The following is a 21,093-nucleotide window of genomic DNA, read 5'->3' on the forward strand; positions in this document are numbered from 1 at the left end:
ATCGGCAGAACGCGCAATTGGGGGTGCGTGCCGATACCGGGAATGAAATGGAGAGGATATTTCATGCTTTTGAAACAAACAGCTGCCGCTGAATCAATCCGTCTTGGCTTGCTCGCCGGGGCAGCGACGATCGCCCTGTCATTGCCGGCGGCCGCTCTGGCTCAATCCGATCCGGATGGTGACGCTGCGGCGGACGATGCGACACCCACTTTCAATGACAATGTCATCGTGGTGACCGCGACCAAGCGCGAGCAGACGTTGCAGGAAACCCCCATCTCGGTCTCCGTGACTTCGGGCGAAACGCTCGAACGGGCCCAGATCCGCGACCTGATCGATCTCCAGTCGGTTACGCCATCGCTGCGCGTCAGCCAGTTGCAGAGTTCCTCCAACACCACCTTCATCATTCGCGGCTTCGGCAATGGCGACAACAATTTCGGCATCGAGCCTTCGGTCGGCGTCTTCATCGACGGCGTATTCCGTTCGCGCTCTGCCGGTTCGCTGGGCGACCTTGCCAATGTGCAACGCATCGAGGTTCTGCGCGGCCCGCAGTCGACTCTGTTCGGCAAGAACGCATCTGCCGGCGTGATCTCGGTCATCACGCGCGAACCGCAGTTCACCTTCGGCGGCAAGGTCGAAGCGAGTTACGGCAATTACAACTCGATCGTTGTGAAAGGCGATGTCACCGGCCCGATCGGTGAAAACGTCGCATTTGCGCTCGACGGGAGCTACAACAAGCGTGACGGCTATGCGCGCATCGTCAATCTCGACAAGGATCTGAGCGACCGCAATCGCTGGTCCGCACGCGGGCAGTTGCTGTTCGAACCGACGCCTGACCTCAAGATTCGTGCGATTGCCGATTATTCGCGCATTGATGAAGTCTGCTGCACCGTGGGCAATGTTCTGGCCGGGCCGACTGCCGCGATCCTGCCGTTTGTAGGTGGTGCAATCGATGCGAACAATCTGTTCAGCTACGACACCTATCTGAACCAGGAGCCGATCAACAAGATCGACAATTACGGCGGTTCCATCCAGGTCGACTGGAACACCGGGCCGCTTACGGTCACTTCGATTTCGGCCTATCGCAAGCTGAAGAACTTCTTCAACCAGGATGTCGACTTCACCAGCGCGGATATCGTTAGCGAGTTCCGCCGGCAGAATGTGAAGAGTTTGACCCAGGAACTGCGGGTCGCATCCGATTTCGATGGACCGGTGAACTTCCTGCTGGGCGGTTTCTACTTTGACGAGAGTATCGACCAGGCCAGCCAGTTGACCACTGGCACTGTCGCGCGGCCGTTCTTCGATCTTCTGGCGAGTGCCGCGGGCGGCACTTTCCCGCCCCAGTTGGGTACGTTCTCCTTCGTTGAAGGGGCACTCGGCCTACCGCAGAACAGCATCTTCTCGCCCGGGCTGCTTACTTCCGAAGATTTTTCGATGGACAACAAATCGTGGTCCATCTTCGGAACGGTGGATTTCGAACCCGTCGAAGGTCTCGTGCTGACTGCGGGTTTCAACTACACTGACGACAAGAAGGATTTTGCTCTCAGTCAGACGTCGTTCGATCCGCTGGCCAATATCAACATGGTCGACGCCTTCATTGCGGGAGCGATCGGTTCGGCCGATCCGGCGGTGATCGCGGCCTTCGCTCAGTCCAATCCGGCTGTCTTTGCGCAGATCGCCGGGCTGGCGACCGATCCGGCGAGCAATCCTCTGCTGGGCCTGCAACCGTTCCAGTTCCAGCCGCCGTTCCTCAACCTGCCGAATGCGGTCGAAGATGGGCGTACTCGCGACGACGACTGGTCCTATACGCTGCGTGCAGCCTATGACGTTTCGGACCGTGTGAACGTCTATGTCAGCTACGCAACCGGCTTCAAGGCGAGCTCGATCAACCTTTCGCGCGATTCCCGCCCGGCCTTTGGCGATTACATTCCGGGGCCGTTCGGATCGACGATCCTGGCTCCGTCTTCGCCAATCCGCGATGCGGGCCTGGCTGTCCCGAACCTTTCGACCGGTTCGCGATTTGCAGGTCCCGAAGAAGCGAAAGTCTGGGAAGTGGGCCTGAAGGCGCAGTTCCCTGGCGTCGGGTTCAATCTGGCGCTGTTCGACCAGACGCTGAAGGGGTTCCAGAGCTTCACCTTCACCGGCACCGGTTTCCAATTGGCCAATGCGGGCAAGCAATCGACCAAGGGCTTCGAGTTTGACACCACGATCAGCCCGATCGATCCGCTGGTGTTCACCTTTGCGGCGACCTATCTCGATGCGGTCTATGACAGCTTCACCGGCTCTCCCGTCGGCGATCTTAGCGGCCAGCGCCCGGGTGGCATCCCGGAATGGGCGCTGTCCACTTCGGCCACCTACACGCATGAGTTCGGCGCGAGCGGCAATCGCCTGATCACGCGCGTCGACTATAGCCATGAAAGCAACACGCCGATCAACAATGGTCTGCCGACGTTCAACGCGTCACTGGGCAATACGCAGATATTCAGCCGCGAGGTAAACCTTGTGAACGGCTCGATGACCCTGGCGCTCAACAACGGTCTGGAGATTGGTGTGTGGGGACGCAATTTGTTCAACGACAAATACATCCTGACGATCTTCGATGGCGTGGCGCAGGCAGGTACGATCTCGGGCTATCCGAGCGTTCCGCGCACCTACGGCGGTGTCGTCCGGTTCAAGTTCTGATCGAACTGAGCGCTGGAGTTTCGAGGGGGGTCGGTGAAAACCGGCCCCTTTTTCATTGCGTTAGGCGCAATGCTATGATGAGATCCAAGTATCGAGGGGGAGTGGGTTTTATGAGCATCGACGTTTCGCAGGTCATTTCGAAGACATTGGGCATTTCACGCAGCCGGTTCGGCTCCTTGGCAGGGCTTTGGTTCGTATTCTTTGTGATTCAGGTCTTGTTTGTGTTGATCGCCTTTGGTGTCCTCGGTTCGTCAATCAACTTGGCGGGTGGACTTGGACAAGAGTCTCCCTTCGCAGGACTTGGGACAGGAATGTTCCTGTTCCTGGCGATCTTCTATCTAGGCTATCTCGCTATCTATGCCGCGCAGGCTGTATCGATGAGCAGGCAAGCATCTCCCTTGCTAGCGCCCGATTTTGGCCAAGCAATGAGTGTAGGATTTAGGGGAGCATTGCCTTTTCTAGGAGTGGTCGTCCTGCTTCTAATCGCATATTTTTTGGGTGCGCTTCTTTTCGGAGCAATAGTAGGTGTGTTGTCACTACTTGGGAGCGCGGTAGCGGCGATAGGCCTGATCGTCGGAATTCCCTTGTTGATCTATTTGGCGTGCCGGCTTTCGGTTTTGCCGCCGATCATAGGCGTTGAAGGCGTACGCAATCCCATTACGGCAATCACTCGTTCTTGGGTGCTTACGAGCGGGAAGGTCCTCGGGATATTCCTTTCGATGCTGATCTTTGCCGTACTCGCGATCCTTCTCTTGGCCATTCCATTTGGGGTCATCTATTCACTTACCTCGGATCTCGCGAGCGGGGAGGGGGCATCGTCACCTGGTTTGATATCGTTTGTAATCTTGACGCTGGTTGTTTTCGGTATTGCGGTAGCGGTGGTGAGCGCCGCACTTGTGTCAGTAATTCATGGCGAGCTGGCAAGCTCGGGGGGCGAGCAACTGACGGAAACCTTTGAGTAGAGGCGATTGGGGCGGTCGTTTGCGCCGCTCCAGCCCCTCAACCTTCCTTGAGGCCCACGCCGATGCTGGCGCGCGGCTGGTCCATCTCCGTGCTGGCGACCGGATAGGCGCAATAGTCGGCGGCGTAATAGGCGGCCGGACGATGATTGCCGGATAGTCCGACACCACCGAAAGGCGCTGAGGATGACGCGCCATTCGTCGGTCGGTTCCAGTTGATGATACCTGCGCGGACATTGGCCCAGAAGCGGTTGTAGTCCTGCGGGCTGCCGCCGATCAGCGAAGCCGAGAGGCCGAAACGGGTATTGTTCGCCTCTGCAATGGCGGCGTCGAAATCGGGCACGCGGATCACCTGCAGGATCGGCCCGAACAATTCGACATCCGGGCGCTCCTGCATATTGGTGACGTCAATGATCCCCGGCGTCAGGAACGGCCTGGCGTTGTCTGGCCGGCGCATATGCATCAGCACCTTGCCGCCATGCGTAAGCAGATGGACGAAGCTTTCCTGCAGCCGTGTCGCAATTTCATTGTCGATCACCGGCCCCATGAAAGGTGCGGGATCGGCAAAGGGTTCGCCGACGATCAGCTTCTCGGCCAGCTTCAGGACTTCGTCCATCAATTGCGGATAGAGATGCTCGAGCACCACCAGCCGCCGCGCGGCGGTGCAGCGCTGCCCCGCCGTGGTGAAGGCCGACTGGACGATCAGAACTGCGGCTTCGGCCAGTTTGGGCGTATCGATCACCACGATCGGATTGTTTCCGCCCATTTCCAGCGCCACGATCTTGGCCGGATTGCCGGCCAGGGTCTTGTTGATCGCAATCCCGCCCTGGAGCGAGCCGGTGAACAGGACGCCATCGATATTGGCGTTGGAGATCAGCTTCTTGCCTTCCTCGACATCGCCGATCACCAACTGGATGACGTCTTCGGGAATGCCGGCCTTGTGGAAGCATTTGACCAGCAGCTCGCCGGTCGCCGGCGTCTTTTCGCTCGGCTTGAACAGGATCGTGTTGCCCGCGATCAGGGCTGGCACGATGTGGCCGTTAGGCAGGTGCGCCGGGAAATTATAGGGGCCGAGCACGACCATCACGCCATGTGGTTTGTGGCGCAGGGCGGCTGAGCCCTGCAGCGCACTGTCGAGCTTCTTCTTGCCCGTCCGTTCGGCATAGGCGCGGACGGAAATCTCCACCTTGTTGACCACCGCATCGACTTCGGTGCGCGCTTCCCACAGCGGCTTGCCGGTCTCGCGCGCGATCAGATTGGCGAACTCGTCACCCACTGCGCGCACTTCATTGGCAAAACGCCGGACCAGTTCCATACGGTTGGCGAGCGGTTGTGCGGCCCATTCCGGCCATGCGCGGCGCGATCGGTGAATGCACTCACCGATGTCGCTGACGTTTGCGTGCCAGAATGCGACCCCCGTTGCGGGCTCCGTGGAGATAAATTCCTTGACGTTCACTTCGGTATTCCAAATGTGCTGAATGCCCCGTTAGGCTTCTTGATCCGGTTTGGAAAGGTTTGGCGCTCGCAAGCGACAACCAAGCGGTTAACAATGCTCAGAAAACAAGCCCTGCGGGCGTTGGGGGTGTTCCGTGCGCCTCGCCCATCCGGCGGATGGCGGCGATTGTGTTGTAAAGCGGCTGCCAGTCGTCGCGTTCGTCGATTGCCGACCAGAGCGTTTCCATTTCATCGATCAGCATCGATTGTGGTGTGTCATCCTGCCAATAGGGATGCGTGTCCTCGACCGGGCAATGGTTCGCCAAGACATCGCTCAATTCGCCTGATGCAGCGCGACCCCCGCGATGCGCGAAGAAGAACGCATCGGGCTGCTGCCCCTTCTCGCGCATGATCCTTTCGCAGGTGCCGACCAGTTGCGTGTCCGCCTCCGGCCCGCGCGATTGGACCCCCAGCCGCCAGCACCAGCGGCGAGAAATGGCTGCCATGTAGAGCTCACCGAAGCGATTCATCGCTGCCAGCAACGGTTCGGTTTCAGCCAGCAGGCGCAGCGCCACCGCCAGTTGCCCGCAATTCCAATGCAGCGCCTCGGGCTGGCGTCCGAAGGCATAGAGACCGGACTGGTCGAAATAGGCAGCAGTAAAGCCTGGATCCCACGCCGGAAGCCAGCGCCACGGCCCATAGTCGAAGCTCTCGCCCGATATGTTCATATTGTCGGTGTTGAGCACCCCATGGACGAAGCCCGCCACCATCCAGCTTGCAGCGAGATCCGCCAACCGCTCGACCACCTGATGCAGCAGGATGACGGCGGGTTCGTCACGCCCGGGAGCATCAGCAGGCGGCATAGGGCCGGGAAATTGCCCCAGGCAATAATTGACCAGCGCCTCCATGTGATCGCGCTCTTGCAGCGCAAGCAGGCGTTGGAAGGTGCCGATGCGGATGTGGCCATGGCTCAGCCGCACCATCACGGCCGAGCGGGCGGGGGAGGGCTCGTCGCTACGGAACAGGTCTTCGCCCGTCTCCACGAGCGAGAAGGTCTTGGAGGTGTTGACGCCGAGTGCCTCCAGCATTTCGGTGGCGAGCACTTCGCGCACCCCGCCTTTCAGCGTTAACCGGCCATCGGCGGTGCGGCTGTAAGGCGTCGTGCCCGATCCCTTGGTGCCCAGATCGAGCAGGCGGCCTTGCGCGTCGCGCATCTGCGCGAACAGGAATCCGCGCCCATCGCCGATTTCGGGATTGTACACGCGGAACTGGTGGCCGTGATATTTGAGCGCAAGCGGATGCGGCACATTGTCCGGCAGCGGCTCGAAGCGCGCGAAATGCGCGATCCATTGTTCGTCATCCAGCGCATCAAGGCCGATCGCGCTCGCCCAGCGGTGGTTGCGGAAGCGCAAGGTGGCTTGCGGGAATGGAGCTGGCTCGACCGGATCGCCCAGCCACTCCGCCAATTCCATGATTGCAGGGTCTGGGCGGTATTGCGCGGCTTGCGGATCGGATTGCATCCCGCGATAGTGGGGACGCCTTGAGGCTAGCGCAAGCTTGCCCTTATGGTGCAAAGGAACCGGAACTCAATTTCGAAAGCCCCGCACTACATGGATCAACCCTATAGCGACCGGTACTGGACCAGCTCCGACGGTTTGAAGCTCCACTATCGCGATTATCCAGGTCCAGAAGGGGCTTCGCTCGCGCCAGTGCTCTGTATGCACGGGCTGACCCGCAATTCGCGCGACTTCGCAGAGTTGGCGGAACATATTTCACGCCATCGCCGCGTGATCGTGCCTGAAATGCGCGGCCGCGGGATGAGCGACTATGCCAGCGACAGCGCGACGTATAATCCCTTTGTCTATGTCGCCGATGTGGAGGCCCTTCTGGCCGAGCAAGAGATCGATCGCTTCGTCGCGATAGGAACCTCTCTGGGCGGTTTGATGACGATGCTGCTGGCGGCGAAGCTTCCGGGCAAACTCGCCGGGGCGGTACTCAACGATATCGGGCCGCAGGTAGAGACCAGCGGAATCGAGCGGATCGCTGGCTATGTCGGGCACGGGGGCAGTTTCCCGACCTGGATGCATGCCGCGCGCGCACTGGAGGAAGTGCATGGCCATGCTTTCCCGAAATACACGCTCGATCAATGGCTGGAGATGGCCAAGCGTACACTCGTCGTCGGGCAGAACGGGCGCATCAGCTTTGATTACGACATGGCGATTGCTGAGCCTTTCAAGGAAGTCGACAACGCGGTTCCGCCCGACCTTTGGCCCGCTTTCGATGCTCTGAAGGAGGTGCCGCTCCTGTTGCTGCGCGGTGCGCTTTCAGACCTGATATCGCAGGGGGCGGTGGACAAGATGACTTCACGCCACTCTGACATGAAGGCCGTGACTGTGGCCGATGTCGGCCATGCGCCGATGCTCGACGAGCCGGAGGCCCTGACCGCGATTGACGAGTTGCTGGCGCGCGTCCCATGAGCAATCCCGGTGCGGGGGTGCCGCGCGTACTCCACTGCCATTCGAGCTTCTCCGCCGGCGGCAAGGAGCTGCGCTGCGTCCAGCTCATCAATGCGTTCGGCCGCAATCTCAGCCATTCGATCGTGTCGGGCGTTCCCGGCGAAATGAGCGCAGCGAGCCGCATTTCTCGCGCCGTCCAGGTCGATTACCCCGGCGACTTCCCCAGGCTCCAGGGTAGCCCCACGCCGGGGCGGTTGCTGCGGTTGGCGCGTGCGATGAAGTCCTATGATCTGGTGCTGACCTATAATTGGGGGGCGATGGACGCGGTAATGGCGCACACGCTGTTCTCCGATGCGCTCGGCCTGCCTCCACTGATCCATCATGAAGATGGCTTCAACGAGGATGAAGCGGGCAAACGCAAGCTCGGGCGTAACTGGTATCGACGGATCGGGTTGGGCAAGGCCGCGGGTCTGGTCGTGCCGTCAGAGCAGCTTGAGGGCATCGCTCTGGTCGATTGGCAGCAGCCGATCGGGCGGGTGAAGCGCATTCCCAATGGAATCGATACCGCTGCCTTTGCCAGGCCACCCCAGCCTGACGGACTACGCGGGATCGTGAAACGCGAGGGCGAGTTCTGGATCGGAACGCTCGCGGGTCTTCGCCGGGTCAAACGGCTGGATGCGCTGGTGCGCGCCGTCTCAACTCTTCCCGAAGATTGGCATCTGGTTATTGCCGGGCAGGGGCCGGAGAAAGACGCGATCCGCAAAGAGGCCGAGCGGTTGGAGATCAGCCACCGGGTCCACTTGCCGGGACAGGTCGATGATCCGGCACGCATCGTGGGACTGTTCGACATATTTGCCCTCAGTTCGCAGAGCGAACAATTCCCGATCTCAGTGGTGGAAGCGATGGCGGCGGGTCTGCCTGTCGCGGCGCCTGCCGTAGGCGACATTGCCGCTATGGTTGCCGAAGAGAACGCACCATTTGTCGTTGCGCCGAATAATGAGTCAGCGCTGGCCGAAGCGCTTCAGGTGCTCGCACATGATGCGGAACTGCGCATTGCGGTGGGCGATGCGAACCGCGCAAGGGCACGCGCGCAATTCGACGAGAAGCGCATGATTGATAGTTATCGCAGGCTTTATGCCAGCGCGATGGGGCGGGAAATCTGAGCGTCAGATGCACATTTCGCCTTCACCTTCGGTTCAAGCTTTGGGGGACAGGGTTTTTGCGCCATTGCGGTTGGCGCACACCGTCCCTAAAAGCGGCGCCCAAACCCGTATCAGCTGAGGAAAGAGCCCCATTGTGGCGTTGAGACCTTCGAGCGAGAAGACCCAGGAAGAAAAGCAGGCAGCGCAGGACGAAGTCCTGATGCGAGAGATCGATGATGCCGTGCGCCAGGACGAGTATGCCCGGTTCGCCAAGACCTATGGCCGGCCGTTGCTTGGCCTGCTTGTGGCAGGCCTTATGGCGTTTGGCGCATATCTCTATTGGCAGTCGCGCGAAGAAGCGGCGATGGAGAAGGACTCCGAAAATCTTGTGGCCGCGCTCGATCAACTGGGGGCCGGCAATCTCGATAGCGCGGGAAGCCAGGCAGCTGCACTCGCTTCATCGAGCGACAGCGGCGTGGCCGCAGCGGCGCTGATGCTGCAGGCGAGCATCGCAATGCAGCAGGACAAGGTGGAAGACGCCGCCAGCCTCTATGCGCAAGTCGCGGCCAGTGAAACGGCGCCACCTGCCCTGCGCGATCTTGCGACCATTCGCGAGATTGCTGCGACATTCGACCAGCGCAAGCCGGAAGAGATTATCGCGAAACTCAAACCGCTTGCGGTTCCGGGCAAGCCCTGGTTCGGCAGCGCGGGAGAGATGGTAGCGATGGCCTATCTGGAGCAGGGCGACCGCAAGCAGGCGGGGACGCTGTTCGGTGAAATCGCGAAGTCTGAAGACGTACCGGAATCGCTCCGGGCGCGCACGCGCCAGATGGCGGGCCTGCTTGGCGTCGACGCGATCGAGGATGTCGAGGAATTGCTCGAAGAGCAGGGCGTCGACACTCAGGGCGAGGCCGATACTGCCTCCGCAAATGCAGAATAATCTGACTGGATCAAGATAGATGATGACACGCTCTTCTTCTCGCACCCTGTTCGCCGCGGCGGCTCTGGCGATGGCGCTTACCGGCTGTAGCGGCGGGTTGTTCGGAGGTGGGGACAAGAAGTCCACGCCCACGGTCGGAGATCGGATTCCCGTTCTTTCGCGCATCGAAAGCGGGACGACTGTCGATCCCACGATGGCGGGTGTGTCGGTTGTACTCCCTCCCGCGCAGGTGAACAGCGAATGGGCCCAGGGCGGCGGATCGGCCAGCAAGGCTTCAGGTCATCTCGCTCTGTCCGAGAGCCCTGCGCAGGTCTGGAGCGCCAATATCCCCGGTTCGAGCGATCGTAGGCGGCTGGCTGCCGCGCCTGTCGTAAGCGGCGGCAAGCTGGTGGTGGTCGATACCAATGGCGTGATCCATGCATTCGACGCCAAAACCGGTGCGCAGTTGTGGACCCACAAGATGGATCTTGGAGGACGTCCCGCGAACTCGGCATTTGGCGGCGGAGCCAGCATTGCCGATGGCCGTGTGTTCGCGACCAATGGGGTGGGCGATGTGGTTGCGCTCGATGCCGAAAACGGCAGCCTGATCTGGAAGGTTCAGCCAGCCGGGCCGCTGCGCGGGTCGCCTACCGTCGCTTTCGGGCAGGTCTATGTCATGACGCAGGACAACCAGATCTTTGCGCTTGAGGCGAGCGATGGTTCGCTCGTCTGGCAAGAGTCCGGTTCCGCGACGCAGGCGGGTGTGTTCGGCGTTGCTGCACCGGCAGCAGGGCAGGGCACGGTGATCGCAGGCTATTCGAGCGGCGAGCTCTCCGCTTACCGTTATGAGAATGGCCGCGTGCTGTGGGCTGACGCCTTGGCTCGCACCTCGATCTCCACCGAGGTCGGTTCGCTGACCGATATCGACGCCGATCCGATTATCGATTCGGGCCGGGTTTATGCTCTGGGGCAGGGCGGCCGCATGGCAGCTTATGAGCTGGTTACGGGGCAGCGCATCTGGGAACTTAACCTTGCAGGCATCTCTACCCCGACGATCGCGGGCGAGTGGATCTTCACGCTGACCGATGATGCGCGTCTGCTGGCCATCGCGCGCTCGAGTGGACGCGTGCGCTGGATCACGCAGCTCCAGCGTTACAAGGACGAGAAGGACAAGAAGGGGCCGATCTTCTGGACCGGACCTGTCCTTGCAGGCAACCAGCTATGGGTCGCGAGTTCGCGCGGTTTGCTCTACCGCGTCAGCGTGGACGAGGGTTCGGCCCAGCAATATCTCGACCTTGACCAGCCAATCAGCCTGCCGCCGATCGTGGCAGACAACATGTTGTATATTCTGGACGATAGCGGGCGTATTCGCGCTTACCGCTAAGTCTCGCTACTCGTTCGGAAAATTTGTGCCGCGCGTCAAATTCGTGTGGCAAGGTTTACCTTCGCATTAACCCTTTCCGTCTATGCCGCGCGCTGGATGGACAGGCACGCGAAGAGTGACGGCAATTTGCCCAGGAGCGATGTTTCGTCAGGTGTAGGCCTGGCGGGGCTGCTGGGCCTGTTCGCCTGGATCCTGCTTTGCCGCACCTATCCGGCGATCTCCGATTTTCTCGGATTGCCTGGACGGCATGAGGTGCTGTCCGGCCCGCATGCGGCGTTGGCGGCCATGCTCTTTACCGCAGGGCCGATGGCGGTCTGGTCATTATTGGTCGACCGCGTGCATTTGCGCCCGTCGACGGGGCTGGACTGGAACCTGAGGCGGCCCGTTTCGTCCATCATCGACATCTCGGTGGTGAAGATTGGCGGATTGTGGGCCACCTGGGCCGTTATCGCGGCGCTCTATTGCCTGTGCCGCTGGTACTGGGCCGGCAATTACGTGTTTGCGATGGAGGTGCTGCGTACCGCGGCGATACCGCTGTTCCTGCTATCCGTGCCCTATGTCATCTGGCTCGATCGATACATGGTCGAACCGCGTGACCACGCCTGGCATTTCGGTGCCATGCTGATCGGGCGAGAGGCGTGGGACGCTGAGGAAGTGAAGAAGCACTGGCGCGCCTGGATCATCAAGGGGTTCTTCGGCGCTTTCATGATCTCGATCCTGCCACCCGGATTCCAGACCGTGGTTGAAGCGGATTTGAGCCAGATGGTCGCCAATCCGGTCGGGATCGGCGGGCTGCTGATTACTCTGCTGTTCCTGATCGACGTGCAGATCGGAACGGTCGGCTATCTCGTCACGCTGCGCCCGCTCGATGCGCATATCCGCAGCGGCAATCCGTTCCTTGCCGGCTGGCTGGCGGCGCTGGTCTGCTATCCGCCCTTCGTCTGGGGAATCATCGGAAATGGCGATGTGCTGAGTTATGAGCACAATGTTTCAAACTGGTCCCACTGGATCGGCGATAGTCAGGCGCTGCTATGGATCTGGGCCGGTTGGCTGGTCTTCCTCACCGCATGTTATGCCTGGGCAACGGTCGCTTTCGGAATCCGTTTTTCCAACCTGACCTATCGCGGCGTGCTGACCAACGGGCCCTATCGCTTTACGCGGCACCCGGCCTATCTTTCCAAAAACCTGTTCTGGTGGTGCTCCGTCATGCCGTTTCTTGTGACGAACGGTTCCTTGGCGGATGCAATCCGCAACTGCTTCTTCCTGCTCTGCGTGAACGGGATCTATTTCTGGCGCGCGAAGACCGAGGAAGCACATCTGCTCTCGGAAGATCCCAAATACGCCGAATATCACGCCTGGATGGAGCAGAACGGGCTGATTACAGCGCCGCTTGCCCGCCTGAAGCGACGTGTACGTCCGCGAAAGATATTGGTGCAGCCGGCCGAGTAACGGCGCGCCAGGGTCCAAACCCTAGATCGGTTCGCCTTCGTCGGTCTCGAACATCCTGAGGTCGCGATCGAAAGCCCCGATCTCTCCGATGGCAGTGCGCCATTCGGCCATATGCGGGGACTCGAAATGCGCCTTGAGCGCCTCGCGATCGCGCCATGCCTCGGCGACATGAATCAGATCGGGATCGAGCACGTCCTGCGCAAAGGCATAGCGGATACAGCCATCCTCCGCGCGTGTGGCGTTGAGCAGGGGCTCCATCGCTGTACGTACCTTTTCCAGCGCACCTGTCGGTATGCGAACCGTTCCTGCGATCACGATCATTTGGTCTCTCCCCCGCTATCAAAAACTGTGTTCGTAGACTCGACCAATATCGCCGTTCCATTCGCCATGATAGAGATCGAGCAGTCGCTGTGCCGGGACTTTTCCGCTCTCGACGATCTCGTCGAGCGGTTTGAGGAAGCCAGTCTCGTTGTCGCCCGATGAATTGAGCCGCGCGCGTGCGTTTAGCCCGGCCCTCGAAATGGCCAGCACTTCGCGCGCCAGGTCACGCAGCTTGCCGCCGCCGGGCAGGTCGGCATCCAGTGCCAGCCTGGGTACTGCATCGCGTAGCGCCTCGCGCTCTTCCATCGACCAGTCCTTGACCAGATCCCACGCCGCATCGAGCGCCGTGCCGTCATAAAGCAGACCAACCCAGAAGGCGGGCAGGGCGCAAATCCGGCTCCACGGGCCGCCATCGGCTCCGCGCATTTCGAGGAAGCTCTTAAGCCGCACTTCGGGAAAAGCGGTCGAGAGATGATCCCACCAGTCGCCTTCGCGCGGCTTCTCGCCCGGCAATGCAGGCAGTTCGCCCTTAAGGAAATCCCGGAAACTCTGGCCCGCGGCGTCGATATACTTCCCGTCACGGAAGACGAAATACATCGGCACGTCGAGCATGTAGTCGACATAGCGCTCGTAGCCGAAACCATCTTCGAACACGAAGGGAAGCATTCCGGTACGGTGCGGATCGGTGTCCGACCAGATATGGCTGCGGTACGAAAGAAATCCGTTGGGCTTGCCTTCGGTGAAAGGCGAATTGGCGAACAGCGCGGTGGCGAGCGGCTGCAGCGCCAGCCCCACACGGAACTTCTTCACCATGCAGGCTTCGGACTCGTAGTCCAGATTGACCTGGATGGTGCAGGTCCGCAGCATCATGTCGAGGCCGAGACTGCCAACCTTGGGCATGTGCCGCATCATGATTTCGTAGCGGCCCTTGGGCATGACAGGCAGCTCTTCGCGGGTCTTGTCCGGCCACATGCCGAGCCCCAGGAACTTGACGTCGCATTTCTCGCCTATCGCCTTGACCTGCGTGAGGTGACGGCCCGTTTCGGCGCAAGTCTGGTGCAGGTCTTCTAGCGGCGCGCCAGACAGCTCGAGCTGCCCTGCCGGCTCGAGACTGACCGTGCCGTCCTTGCCGCTCATGGCTATGACGTTGCCGCTTTCTTCCACCGGCTTCCAGCCGAACTCGCGCAGGGCGAGCAGCATGTCGCGGATGCCGCAAGGCTCGTCATAGGACGGGGCGTGCTTGTCGTAGTCCTTGTAGACGAACTTTTCGTGCTCGGTTCCGATTCGCCATTTTTCGCGCGGCTTTTCGCCGGCTTGCATCGGCGCGACCAATTGGTCGCGGCTCTCGATGATCGGGTCCTCGGCCCCGGATTCCTCCCGCGTGCTCATTGGGTTGCTTTAGAAAACGGAATGCCGTGGTGCCAGCAAATTATTCTTTGCTGTTCCAATCGCCAATTGCAGACATCCAGACGGATATTCCTGCGATGGCGGCGGTTTCTCCGCGCAGGATACGCGGGCCGAGAGTGACCGCGTGCGAGAACTCCTGTTTGCGGATCGATTCGCGTTCGGCCTGATCGAAGCCGCCTTCCGGCCCGATCAGCAAGGCGGCGGGAGGTGGATTGCCAGTAAAGCAAGCAGCTGCAGGCTCGCCACCTTCCTCGTCCGCAAAGAAAAGTGCGCGCCCCTCGGGCCAATGCTTCAGCAGCGCGTCGAGCTTCATCGGCTCCGCAATTTCGGGCAGGGCAGTGCGTGCGCATTGCTCTGCCGCTTCGGTCACGATCTGGCGCGCGCGGTCAAGGTTGAGCTTGTCCGCGACACAGCGGCGCGTGATGACTGGCTGGATTCGCGCCACGCCCAGCTCGGTTGCCTTTTCCAGCACCAGATCGAAGCGGTCCTTCTTGAGCAGCGCCGCGCAAAGCCAGAAGTCAGGCACCTCCTCTCGCGGGCGGAGCTGCTCGACGATTTCGAGCGATACATTCCGCTTGCCTGCATCGGTGACGCGCGCAGCCCATTCGCCGGTCACATTGTCGCACAGGACCACCGCATCGCCGTGCGAAACCCGCATGACGCGCGACAGGTAATGCGCCTGATTGCCGTCGACGGAAATATTGGCCTCGCCCGCCAGCTCTTGCTCGACGAACAGGCGCGGTGCGCTCTTGGGTGGCCAGGCTGGTGTGGCAGGCATGGGTAGGCAGGTGGCATGGCCCGCGTTAGGGAGCAAGCCATGACCGAACACATTGTCCCCGATACGCAGCACCGCGGGCTGGTTGCGCGCTTGCCGCAATTGCCGCGCGATCTTGCGCAGCTTGCCCGTTTCGACCGGCCGATCGGCTGGTGGCTGCTGTTCTGGCCCTGCGCCTGGGGCGTATGGCTGGCAGGTGAGGGCGTGCAACTGGCGCTTGTTGCATGGCTGCTGCTCGGCGCCATTGCGATGCGCGGTGCGGGTTGCGTCTATAATGATATTGTCGATGCTGATCTTGACCGAAAGGTCGAACGCACAGCCGTGCGGCCCGTTGCCAGCGGAAGGGTGAGCCGCAAGCTCGCATGGGCCTGGCTGTTCTCGCTATGCGCGATTGGGCTTGTCGTGTTGCTGCAATTGCGATTGCAGGCCCAGATCGTGGCCTTGGCGAGCCTGCTGCTCGTTGCTGCCTATCCCTTCATGAAGCGGATCACCTGGTGGCCGCAGGCGTGGCTCGGCCTGGTCTTCACCTGGGGCGTACTGGTCGCCTGGACACAGCTGCGCTGGGACCATTGGGAAGTGCTGGCAGCGATCTATGCGGGCGCGATCTGCTGGGTGATCGGCTATGACACTATCTATGCCTTGCAGGACCGCGAAGACGACGCACTGGTCGGCATTCGCTCCTCTGCGCTGAGGATGGGCAGCCATGTGCGCGGCGGTGTCGCCGGGTTTTACGGGGGTGCCGTAGCGCTGTGGGCATTGGGCTTCTGGCTTTACCGGATGGATCTGGTGGCGCTGCTGGCGTTGCTCCCGGTGGCGCTCCATTTCGTCTGGCAAGTTGCAACGCTCGACCCGGATGATCCTACCAATCCGCTGGATCGGTTTCGTTCGAACAGGATGGCAGGGGCGCTGATGGCGGCGGCCTGTTTCGTAGTCGGCAACGCCTGATGTGCAACCTCTACCGCATGACCCAAAGCCGCAGTGAAGTGGCCAAGTGGTTTGATGCGGAAGATGCACTGGGCGGGGCCAATTTCGGGGCTGAGGTCTTTCCCGGCTATCCGGGCGCGGTGGTGGCGCAGGGAAAGCTCCAGCAAATGCATTGGGGCTTCCCGCTCATCCTGAAAGGAAAGAGCGGCCAGAAGCTCAAGCCCAAGCCGGTCAACAATGCCAGGTCTGACAAGCTCGACAGTTTTTTCTGGCGCGACAGTTTCGATCATCGGCGCTGCCTGGTCCCGGCAACCGCATGGGCGGAAGCGGAAGGGCCGAAGGGCGGCAAGACGCGGACATGGCTTTCACTGCCGGGGCGGGAGCTGTTCGCCTTCGCCGGGGTCTGGCGCGACAGCGACGAATGGGGAGCGTGCTATTCGATCGTGATTACCGAGGCTGCGGGTGCGGCTGCAGAGGTCCACACCCGCATGCCCGTGGTTCTGGCGCAGTCGGACTATCGCCGTTGGATTGAAGGAACGCCGAGCGAGGCGAGCAGTCTTTGCCACCCTTGGGAAGGCGATATCGCGATCGACCGAACCGGTGATGCATGGTCGCGCGGCGGGCAATCGCGTTTGCTCTGATTGGCAAACATCGGGCTGCGCAGGATCGGCTCATTCATTGTCCGTCCCCTGCATAGCTGACCACTTCGAACTCGATGCCGTCCCAGTCGAAGAAATAGAACCGCCTGCCCGGATCGTAGTCATCATGGCCGAAGGGCTCCAATCCGGCATCCACCACGATTTTCTCGGCTGCGTCGAGGTCGTCGACCAACAAGCCGACATGGTTCAGCGGCACGCCTTTGACATAGCGCTCATGCGCCTTGTGATCCGTGTAGAGCGCGAGGTAGCTGGTCTCGCTGCCGACATGGATCGTCTCGCCGCCATTCATTGCCGGGCCGCGCCAGCGCTCGTGCCAGCCGCACAGCCTGGAGAACAATTCAGCGCTGCGCTGAGGGTCGGAAACGGTGAGGTTGGCATGTTCGATCTGGCCTTTCGGCATTGAAAGCACTCCTGATTTTGTGGCCCGTAATCCATTGTGGTGGGCCGGTTGAACGAATCGGGTGCTCATGCTTTTGCAACCTCAAGTTCACTTGAGGTCAAGCAAAAAATGCTGCATGGTTTCGCGCAGAGATTACAGGCGGGATGACCACGTCCAAACGCGAGATCGATCGAGATGAGTGCCAGACTGAAAAGCAGCGACCTGATATCGATTGGCGAGATGGCCCGGCGTACCGGCCTCTCCGTCTCCGCTATCAGGTTCTACGAGGAAAAGGGGCTGGTCGAACCGATCCGCACCGCCGGCAATCAGCGCCGCTTCCTGCGCAGCGATATCCGTCGGCTCAGTTTCATCCTGATCGCGCAAAGGCTGGGGATGGCGCTGTCCGAGATCGAGGAAGAGCTGCGCAAGCTACCCCAGGGCCGCACCCCCAATGCGCACGACTGGCAGAAGATAAGCAATTCCATTCGCGGGGAGCTGGATCGCAAGATCACCCAGCTCGAAAGAATGCGTGACCGGCTTGATGGCTGTATCGGCTGTGGTTGCCTCAGCCTGACGCATTGCCAGCTTTACAACAAGGACGACATTCTGGCCGAGGAAGGGCCCGGCCCGCGCAAGGTCTTCGGATAGGCGGTGGAGCCAGGTTGCAGCGTCAGGTCTGGGGGCCGAGCGCAGGGTCGAGATCGCGCGGCCGGGCGAAATGGACCAGCCTGCCGCAGCCCTTGCCTAGCTCTGACCAGTCATCGATGTCGCATTCGAACACTGCGAAGGCCGAAGTCGGGAATTTGGCTGCCGCCTCGTCAAACAGCGAATTTTCGTTCTTCGGATCGACCAGGTCGAACAGCACTTCCTGCAAGCCGGGGTTGTGCCCTGCCACCAGCACCCTTTCGGCATCGCCCGCGTGCGTCATGACCGAATCGAGGATTGTCTCGCAGCTGGCAAGATAGAGCCGCTCGTCCCATTCCGGTTCCACGTCGGGGAAGGCGGAGGCGAGCGTTTGCCTGACCCGTTCGGCGGTGCTGGCCAGCACCATATCCCATTGCACGCCATGCTCGCGTACATGATCGCCGATCAGCCTGGCACCCTTGCGCCCACGCTCGTTCAACCCGCGATCGAAATCGCGCTTGGCCATATCGTCCCAATCGGACTTGGCATGCCGCAGAAGGCCCAGAATCTTCACAAGCGTATCTTCATGAATGTATTGTCACTTCAGGCTTGTTCCCTCTCCGGCGATCTGGCCCATGCTGCCCCCCAGTCCGTCCGTTGTTTCGATTCCATCCGAAACACCAGCAGCGACGCGTTGTAAAGCCTCATCAAGTGTCAACCGCGTGACGGGCGTCCCTTCAGGGAAGGCAGTAAGCAACCGGCTGGGGAAGGCGGGCGAGAGGACGACGAAGTGACCCCTGTCCTCATTTGAACGGATCAAACGGCCGAATGCCTGCGCCAGCCGCGCACGAATGATGCGGTCGTCATAGGCTGAGCCGCCATTCGCCGCGCGGCGAGCCTTGTGCAGGATATCGGGCCGCGGCCAGGGAACTTGCTCCATCACCACGCAGCGCAGCGAATGGCCCGGCACGTCCACGCCGTCGCGCAGCGCGTCAGTGCCAAGCAGCGAAGCATGTGGGTCGTCGCGGAAGATATCGACCAGCGTGCCGGTATCGATTGGATCGACGTGCTGCGCATAGAGCGGCAGCCCGGCGCGGGCGAGCCGGTCGGCGATGCGGCCGTGCACCGCGCGCAAGCGGCGGATCGCGGTGAACAGGCCCAGTACGCCACCTTCGCTCGCCTCGATCAGCCGCGCGTAGGCGCCGGCGAGCGCGGGCAGATCGCCCTTCTTGATGTCGGTAACGATCAGCACTTCGGCGCGGGCGGCATAGTCGAACGGGCTTTCGGCCGAGGACAGCAAGGGCTGAGTCTCGACATATTCCGCGCCCGAACGCGCGACGGCCACATCCCAAGGATCGCCTTCTGGATTGCGGTCAGTCAGCGTGGCACTGGTCAGCATGACCCCGTGCGAAGGCTCCAGCACCACCTTGGCGAAGGGCTTCATCGGATCGAGCCAGCGCCGGTGAATGCCGATATCGAACTCGCGCGCATCGCTGCGATCGACCGCAAGCCAGTCGACGAATTCGGGATCGGCCAGATTGTCGCCATCCTGCCCGCACAGCCGGCTTAGCAAGGCTTCCCATGCGGCGATCAGATCGATCCGCCAGGTCAGCGAATGGCGCGCACCTTCGATCCGCGCGCGGCCCTGGGCGTCGAGCCAGTCGGGTGCATCTGCCAGCACCGCCTCCAGCCTGGAGCCAAGTTTCATCATCGGCACGCGGATTGCGGCGAGCGCCTGCTGGGCATCGCCCGCCGCTTCGATCAACTCGCCCGGAAGGCCGGAAGCCTCGGTCTCTATGCCATATCCCGCTTCCTGACCGCTTTCGTCGCGCGCATATGTGGCGGTGCGCACTGCGGCGAGCAGCGCTTCAATCGGTCCGGAAGGTTCGCCATCGTGCAATCGTTGCAGCCAGCCATCGGCGGGCAGGGCATGAGCCGCTTCGATCGCCGCCTCCACCGCATTGCCGCTATCATCGTCATAGCTGGCGACATCGGCAAGGCGCGCGGCGAGGCCGCGGCGGCGCCCGCGATTGGCGCGTTCCGGCCCCACGATCCAACGCCTGAGTTCAATCGCTTCCTGCCCGGTGAGCGCTGCGGCGAAAGTCGAATCCGCCGCTTCGAAAACGTGATGGCCTTCGTCGAAGATGATCCGCGTTGGCCTCTGCGCATGATCCCTTCCGCGCGCGGCGTTGATCATCACCAGCGCATGGTTGGCGATCACCAGATCGGCTTGAGCCGAAGCGCGTGCGGCGCGTTCGATGAAGCACTTCCGGTAATGCGGGCAGCCGGCATAGACGCATTCGCCGCGCTGGTCGGTCAGCGCCGCGATCCCGCGCTTGCGGAATAGCGTGCCGAGCCAGCCGGGCAGGTCGCCGCCAATCATATCCCCGTCTTGCGAATAGGCGGCCCAGCGCGCGACGAGCTGGGCCAGGATCGCCGGGCGGCCCGTGAAGCCACCTTGCAGTGCATCTTCGAGATTGAGCAGGCAGAGATAATTCTCACGCCCCTTGCGCACCACCACAGGCAATGAACCGTCCGCCCGAGTTCCCGGCCAGGCGCGTTTGCTTTCCTGCCTCAGCTGGCGTTGCAGGTTCTTGGTGTAGGTCGAGACCCAGACGGTGCCTTGCGACGCCTCGCTCCAAAGCGATGCAGGCGCGAGATAGCCCAGCGTCTTGCCGATGCCGGTGCCGGCCTGCGCCAGCAGCAGGTGCGGCGCTCCGCGCTGCGACCTTGGCGCAAAGACCTGCGCGGCTTCGCTGGCGTAGGAGCGTTGCCCCTCGCGTCGCTCGGCACCTTCGCCGGTTAATTGGTCCAGCCGGGCAAGCACAGCGTCCTGCGGCAGGGCAACCTGCGAAGGGGCAGGGCGCTCGGGCGCGTCCTCCCATTCGGGTAGCTTTGAGAAGAGCCACTTCTCCGCCCGTTCAGGCTTGGCGACATACGGGCTCAACACCTGCGCCCAGGGCCAGCGCAACCGCACCAGCGATTGCAGCGCGCTCCACGCACCTTCGCGCTCGGGCCAATCCCCGCTCTGGCACATCTCGATCAGTTTTCCGGCGGCGGCCTGCAGAAACTCGGGCACATGCTCGTCGCCCTGCGGTTCTTCCAGCCCAAGCGCGTCGGCCAGCCCGCGCGGTGTCGGCACGCAAAACCGGGCGGGGTGGATGAAAGCGAACAGTTCCAGCAGGTCGAGCCCCGAAAGGTCGGGATAGCCCAACCGGGTGGCGACTAGCGGCGCGTTGAGCAGCAACAGCGGCGTATCCGCCGCCGCCATGATCGCATCGCCCTTTGACACTGCGCCGGTAGCGCCATTGGCGGGCCTGAGCCATGTGCCGCTGTGGCTGGCGTGGAGCGCGGGGAGGAGGAGCGGGGAACTCACCTGACCAGAAATGCGCGGGTGGGAACGAAAAGTAAACATGGCGTGGAAGCACAATGGGCGGCTTTTGCCCGGTAAGCTTGCCCTGCCTGAGCGAAAATTGACTCGCCACACGTCGAGGCGGATAAGGCCCTCACAATCAAAAAAGCCGGAGTCGCATGCGTGACGTGATCGGCCGGAAGCATGTCTTGCGTCTGGCGGGTTGGCGT

Annotated in this window: 18 protein-coding genes; 10 read left to right on the top strand and 8 right to left on the bottom strand. The window is 61.6% G+C overall.

The window, feature by feature from the left end:
- The first annotated feature begins 63 nt into the window (after positions 1-63).
- Both ACQY6C_RS03685 and ACQY6C_RS03690 read left to right on the top strand, forming a co-directional pair.
- On the top strand, positions 64-2,679 hold the full coding sequence (locus ACQY6C_RS03685) for a TonB-dependent receptor (RefSeq protein ID WP_427964878.1): 2,616 nt from the start codon (positions 64-66) through the stop codon (positions 2,677-2,679).
- 110 nt (positions 2,680-2,789) lie between these two features.
- Entirely contained in the window at positions 2,790-3,641 is an 852-nt protein-coding gene (locus ACQY6C_RS03690) for a hypothetical protein (RefSeq protein ID WP_427964881.1), read from the top strand.
- Between the two features lie 37 nt (positions 3,642-3,678).
- Here ACQY6C_RS03690 and astD read toward each other — a convergent pair whose 3' ends face one another.
- Both astD and ACQY6C_RS03700 read right to left on the bottom strand, forming a co-directional pair.
- A complete protein-coding gene (astD, locus tag ACQY6C_RS03695; RefSeq protein ID WP_427964883.1) occupies positions 3,679-5,094 on the bottom strand; it encodes a succinylglutamate-semialdehyde dehydrogenase in 1,416 nt (471 codons plus the stop codon).
- Positions 5,095-5,191: 97 nt separating this feature from the next.
- Positions 5,192-6,592 (bottom strand): protein adenylyltransferase SelO family protein, encoded by a 1,401-nt coding sequence (locus ACQY6C_RS03700; RefSeq protein WP_427964886.1) that lies wholly within the window; start codon positions 6,590-6,592, stop codon positions 5,192-5,194.
- A gap of 90 nt (positions 6,593-6,682) precedes the next feature.
- On the opposite strand from ACQY6C_RS03700, the gene ACQY6C_RS03705 reads away from it, so the two are divergent.
- The 5 genes from ACQY6C_RS03705 to ACQY6C_RS03725 all read left to right on the top strand — a co-directional run bounded on the left by ACQY6C_RS03705 (position 6,683) and on the right by ACQY6C_RS03725 (position 12,422).
- On the top strand, positions 6,683-7,549 hold the full coding sequence (locus ACQY6C_RS03705; protein WP_427964889.1) for an alpha/beta fold hydrolase: 867 nt from the start codon (positions 6,683-6,685) through the stop codon (positions 7,547-7,549).
- The gene (locus ACQY6C_RS03710) at positions 7,546-8,691 is read left to right on the top strand and encodes a glycosyltransferase family 4 protein (protein ID WP_427964892.1); all 1,146 of its coding nucleotides are present in this window, start codon (positions 7,546-7,548) and stop codon (positions 8,689-8,691) included. The genes ACQY6C_RS03705 and ACQY6C_RS03710 overlap by 4 nt, the downstream gene beginning before the upstream one ends.
- 133 nt (positions 8,692-8,824) lie before the next feature.
- Positions 8,825-9,610, top strand: coding sequence for a tetratricopeptide repeat protein (locus ACQY6C_RS03715; RefSeq protein WP_427964895.1), 786 nt, complete (start codon positions 8,825-8,827; stop codon positions 9,608-9,610).
- 19 nt (positions 9,611-9,629) lie between these two features.
- A complete protein-coding gene (locus ACQY6C_RS03720; protein ID WP_427964898.1) occupies positions 9,630-10,973 on the top strand; it encodes a PQQ-binding-like beta-propeller repeat protein in 1,344 nt (447 codons plus the stop codon).
- A 96-nt stretch (positions 10,974-11,069) separates the two neighbouring features.
- Positions 11,070-12,422, top strand: a complete 1,353-nt coding sequence (locus ACQY6C_RS03725) for a methyltransferase family protein (RefSeq protein WP_427964901.1) — start codon at positions 11,070-11,072, stop codon at positions 12,420-12,422.
- A gap of 21 nt (positions 12,423-12,443) precedes the next feature.
- Here the strand turns inward: ACQY6C_RS03725 and ACQY6C_RS03730 are convergent, their stop codons facing one another.
- From ACQY6C_RS03730 to ACQY6C_RS03740, 3 genes are read right to left on the bottom strand one after another with little or no spacing between them, the layout of a single operon-like run.
- Positions 12,444-12,743 carry a putative quinol monooxygenase gene (locus tag ACQY6C_RS03730; protein WP_427964903.1) on the bottom strand — a complete coding sequence of 100 codons (300 nt, stop codon included), beginning with the start codon at positions 12,741-12,743 and terminating at the stop codon, positions 12,444-12,446.
- Positions 12,744-12,761: 18 nt separating this feature from the next.
- A complete protein-coding gene (locus tag ACQY6C_RS03735) occupies positions 12,762-14,132 on the bottom strand; it encodes a glutamate--cysteine ligase (protein WP_427964906.1) in 1,371 nt (456 codons plus the stop codon).
- Between the two features lie 40 nt (positions 14,133-14,172).
- On the bottom strand, positions 14,173-14,928 hold the full coding sequence (locus ACQY6C_RS03740; RefSeq protein ID WP_427964909.1) for a 16S rRNA (uracil(1498)-N(3))-methyltransferase: 756 nt from the start codon (positions 14,926-14,928) through the stop codon (positions 14,173-14,175).
- A 39-nt stretch (positions 14,929-14,967) separates the two neighbouring features.
- On the opposite strand from ACQY6C_RS03740, the gene ubiA reads away from it, so the two are divergent.
- Together ubiA and ACQY6C_RS03750 are read left to right on the top strand one after the other, a co-directional pair.
- Positions 14,968-15,870 carry a 4-hydroxybenzoate octaprenyltransferase gene (gene ubiA / locus ACQY6C_RS03745; RefSeq protein ID WP_427964912.1) on the top strand — a complete coding sequence of 301 codons (903 nt, stop codon included), beginning with the start codon at positions 14,968-14,970 and terminating at the stop codon, positions 15,868-15,870.
- Positions 15,870-16,490 carry an SOS response-associated peptidase gene (locus tag ACQY6C_RS03750; RefSeq protein WP_427964915.1) on the top strand — a complete coding sequence of 207 codons (621 nt, stop codon included), beginning with the start codon at positions 15,870-15,872 and terminating at the stop codon, positions 16,488-16,490. The genes ubiA and ACQY6C_RS03750 overlap by 1 nt, the downstream gene beginning before the upstream one ends.
- A gap of 34 nt (positions 16,491-16,524) precedes the next feature.
- Here ACQY6C_RS03750 and ACQY6C_RS03755 read toward each other — a convergent pair whose 3' ends face one another.
- The gene (locus ACQY6C_RS03755) at positions 16,525-16,908 is read right to left on the bottom strand and encodes a VOC family protein (RefSeq protein WP_427964918.1); all 384 of its coding nucleotides are present in this window, start codon (positions 16,906-16,908) and stop codon (positions 16,525-16,527) included.
- Between the two features lie 174 nt (positions 16,909-17,082).
- On the opposite strand from ACQY6C_RS03755, the gene soxR reads away from it, so the two are divergent.
- Positions 17,083-17,535: a redox-sensitive transcriptional activator SoxR gene (gene soxR, locus ACQY6C_RS03760; protein ID WP_427964921.1), complete on the top strand. Its 453-nt coding sequence runs from the start codon at positions 17,083-17,085 to the stop codon at positions 17,533-17,535.
- A gap of 22 nt (positions 17,536-17,557) precedes the next feature.
- Here the strand turns inward: soxR and ACQY6C_RS03765 are convergent, their stop codons facing one another.
- Both ACQY6C_RS03765 and ACQY6C_RS03770 read right to left on the bottom strand, forming a co-directional pair.
- Positions 17,558-18,085 carry a SixA phosphatase family protein gene (locus ACQY6C_RS03765; protein WP_427964924.1) on the bottom strand — a complete coding sequence of 176 codons (528 nt, stop codon included), beginning with the start codon at positions 18,083-18,085 and terminating at the stop codon, positions 17,558-17,560.
- 24 nt (positions 18,086-18,109) lie between these two features.
- Positions 18,110-20,926 carry an ATP-dependent DNA helicase gene (locus tag ACQY6C_RS03770; RefSeq protein WP_427964927.1) on the bottom strand — a complete coding sequence of 939 codons (2,817 nt, stop codon included), beginning with the start codon at positions 20,924-20,926 and terminating at the stop codon, positions 18,110-18,112.
- Between the last annotated feature and the right edge of the window lie 167 nt (positions 20,927-21,093).

Source organism: Altererythrobacter sp. (assembly GCF_050299635.1).
Lineage (GTDB): Bacteria > Pseudomonadota > Alphaproteobacteria > Sphingomonadales > Sphingomonadaceae > Erythrobacter.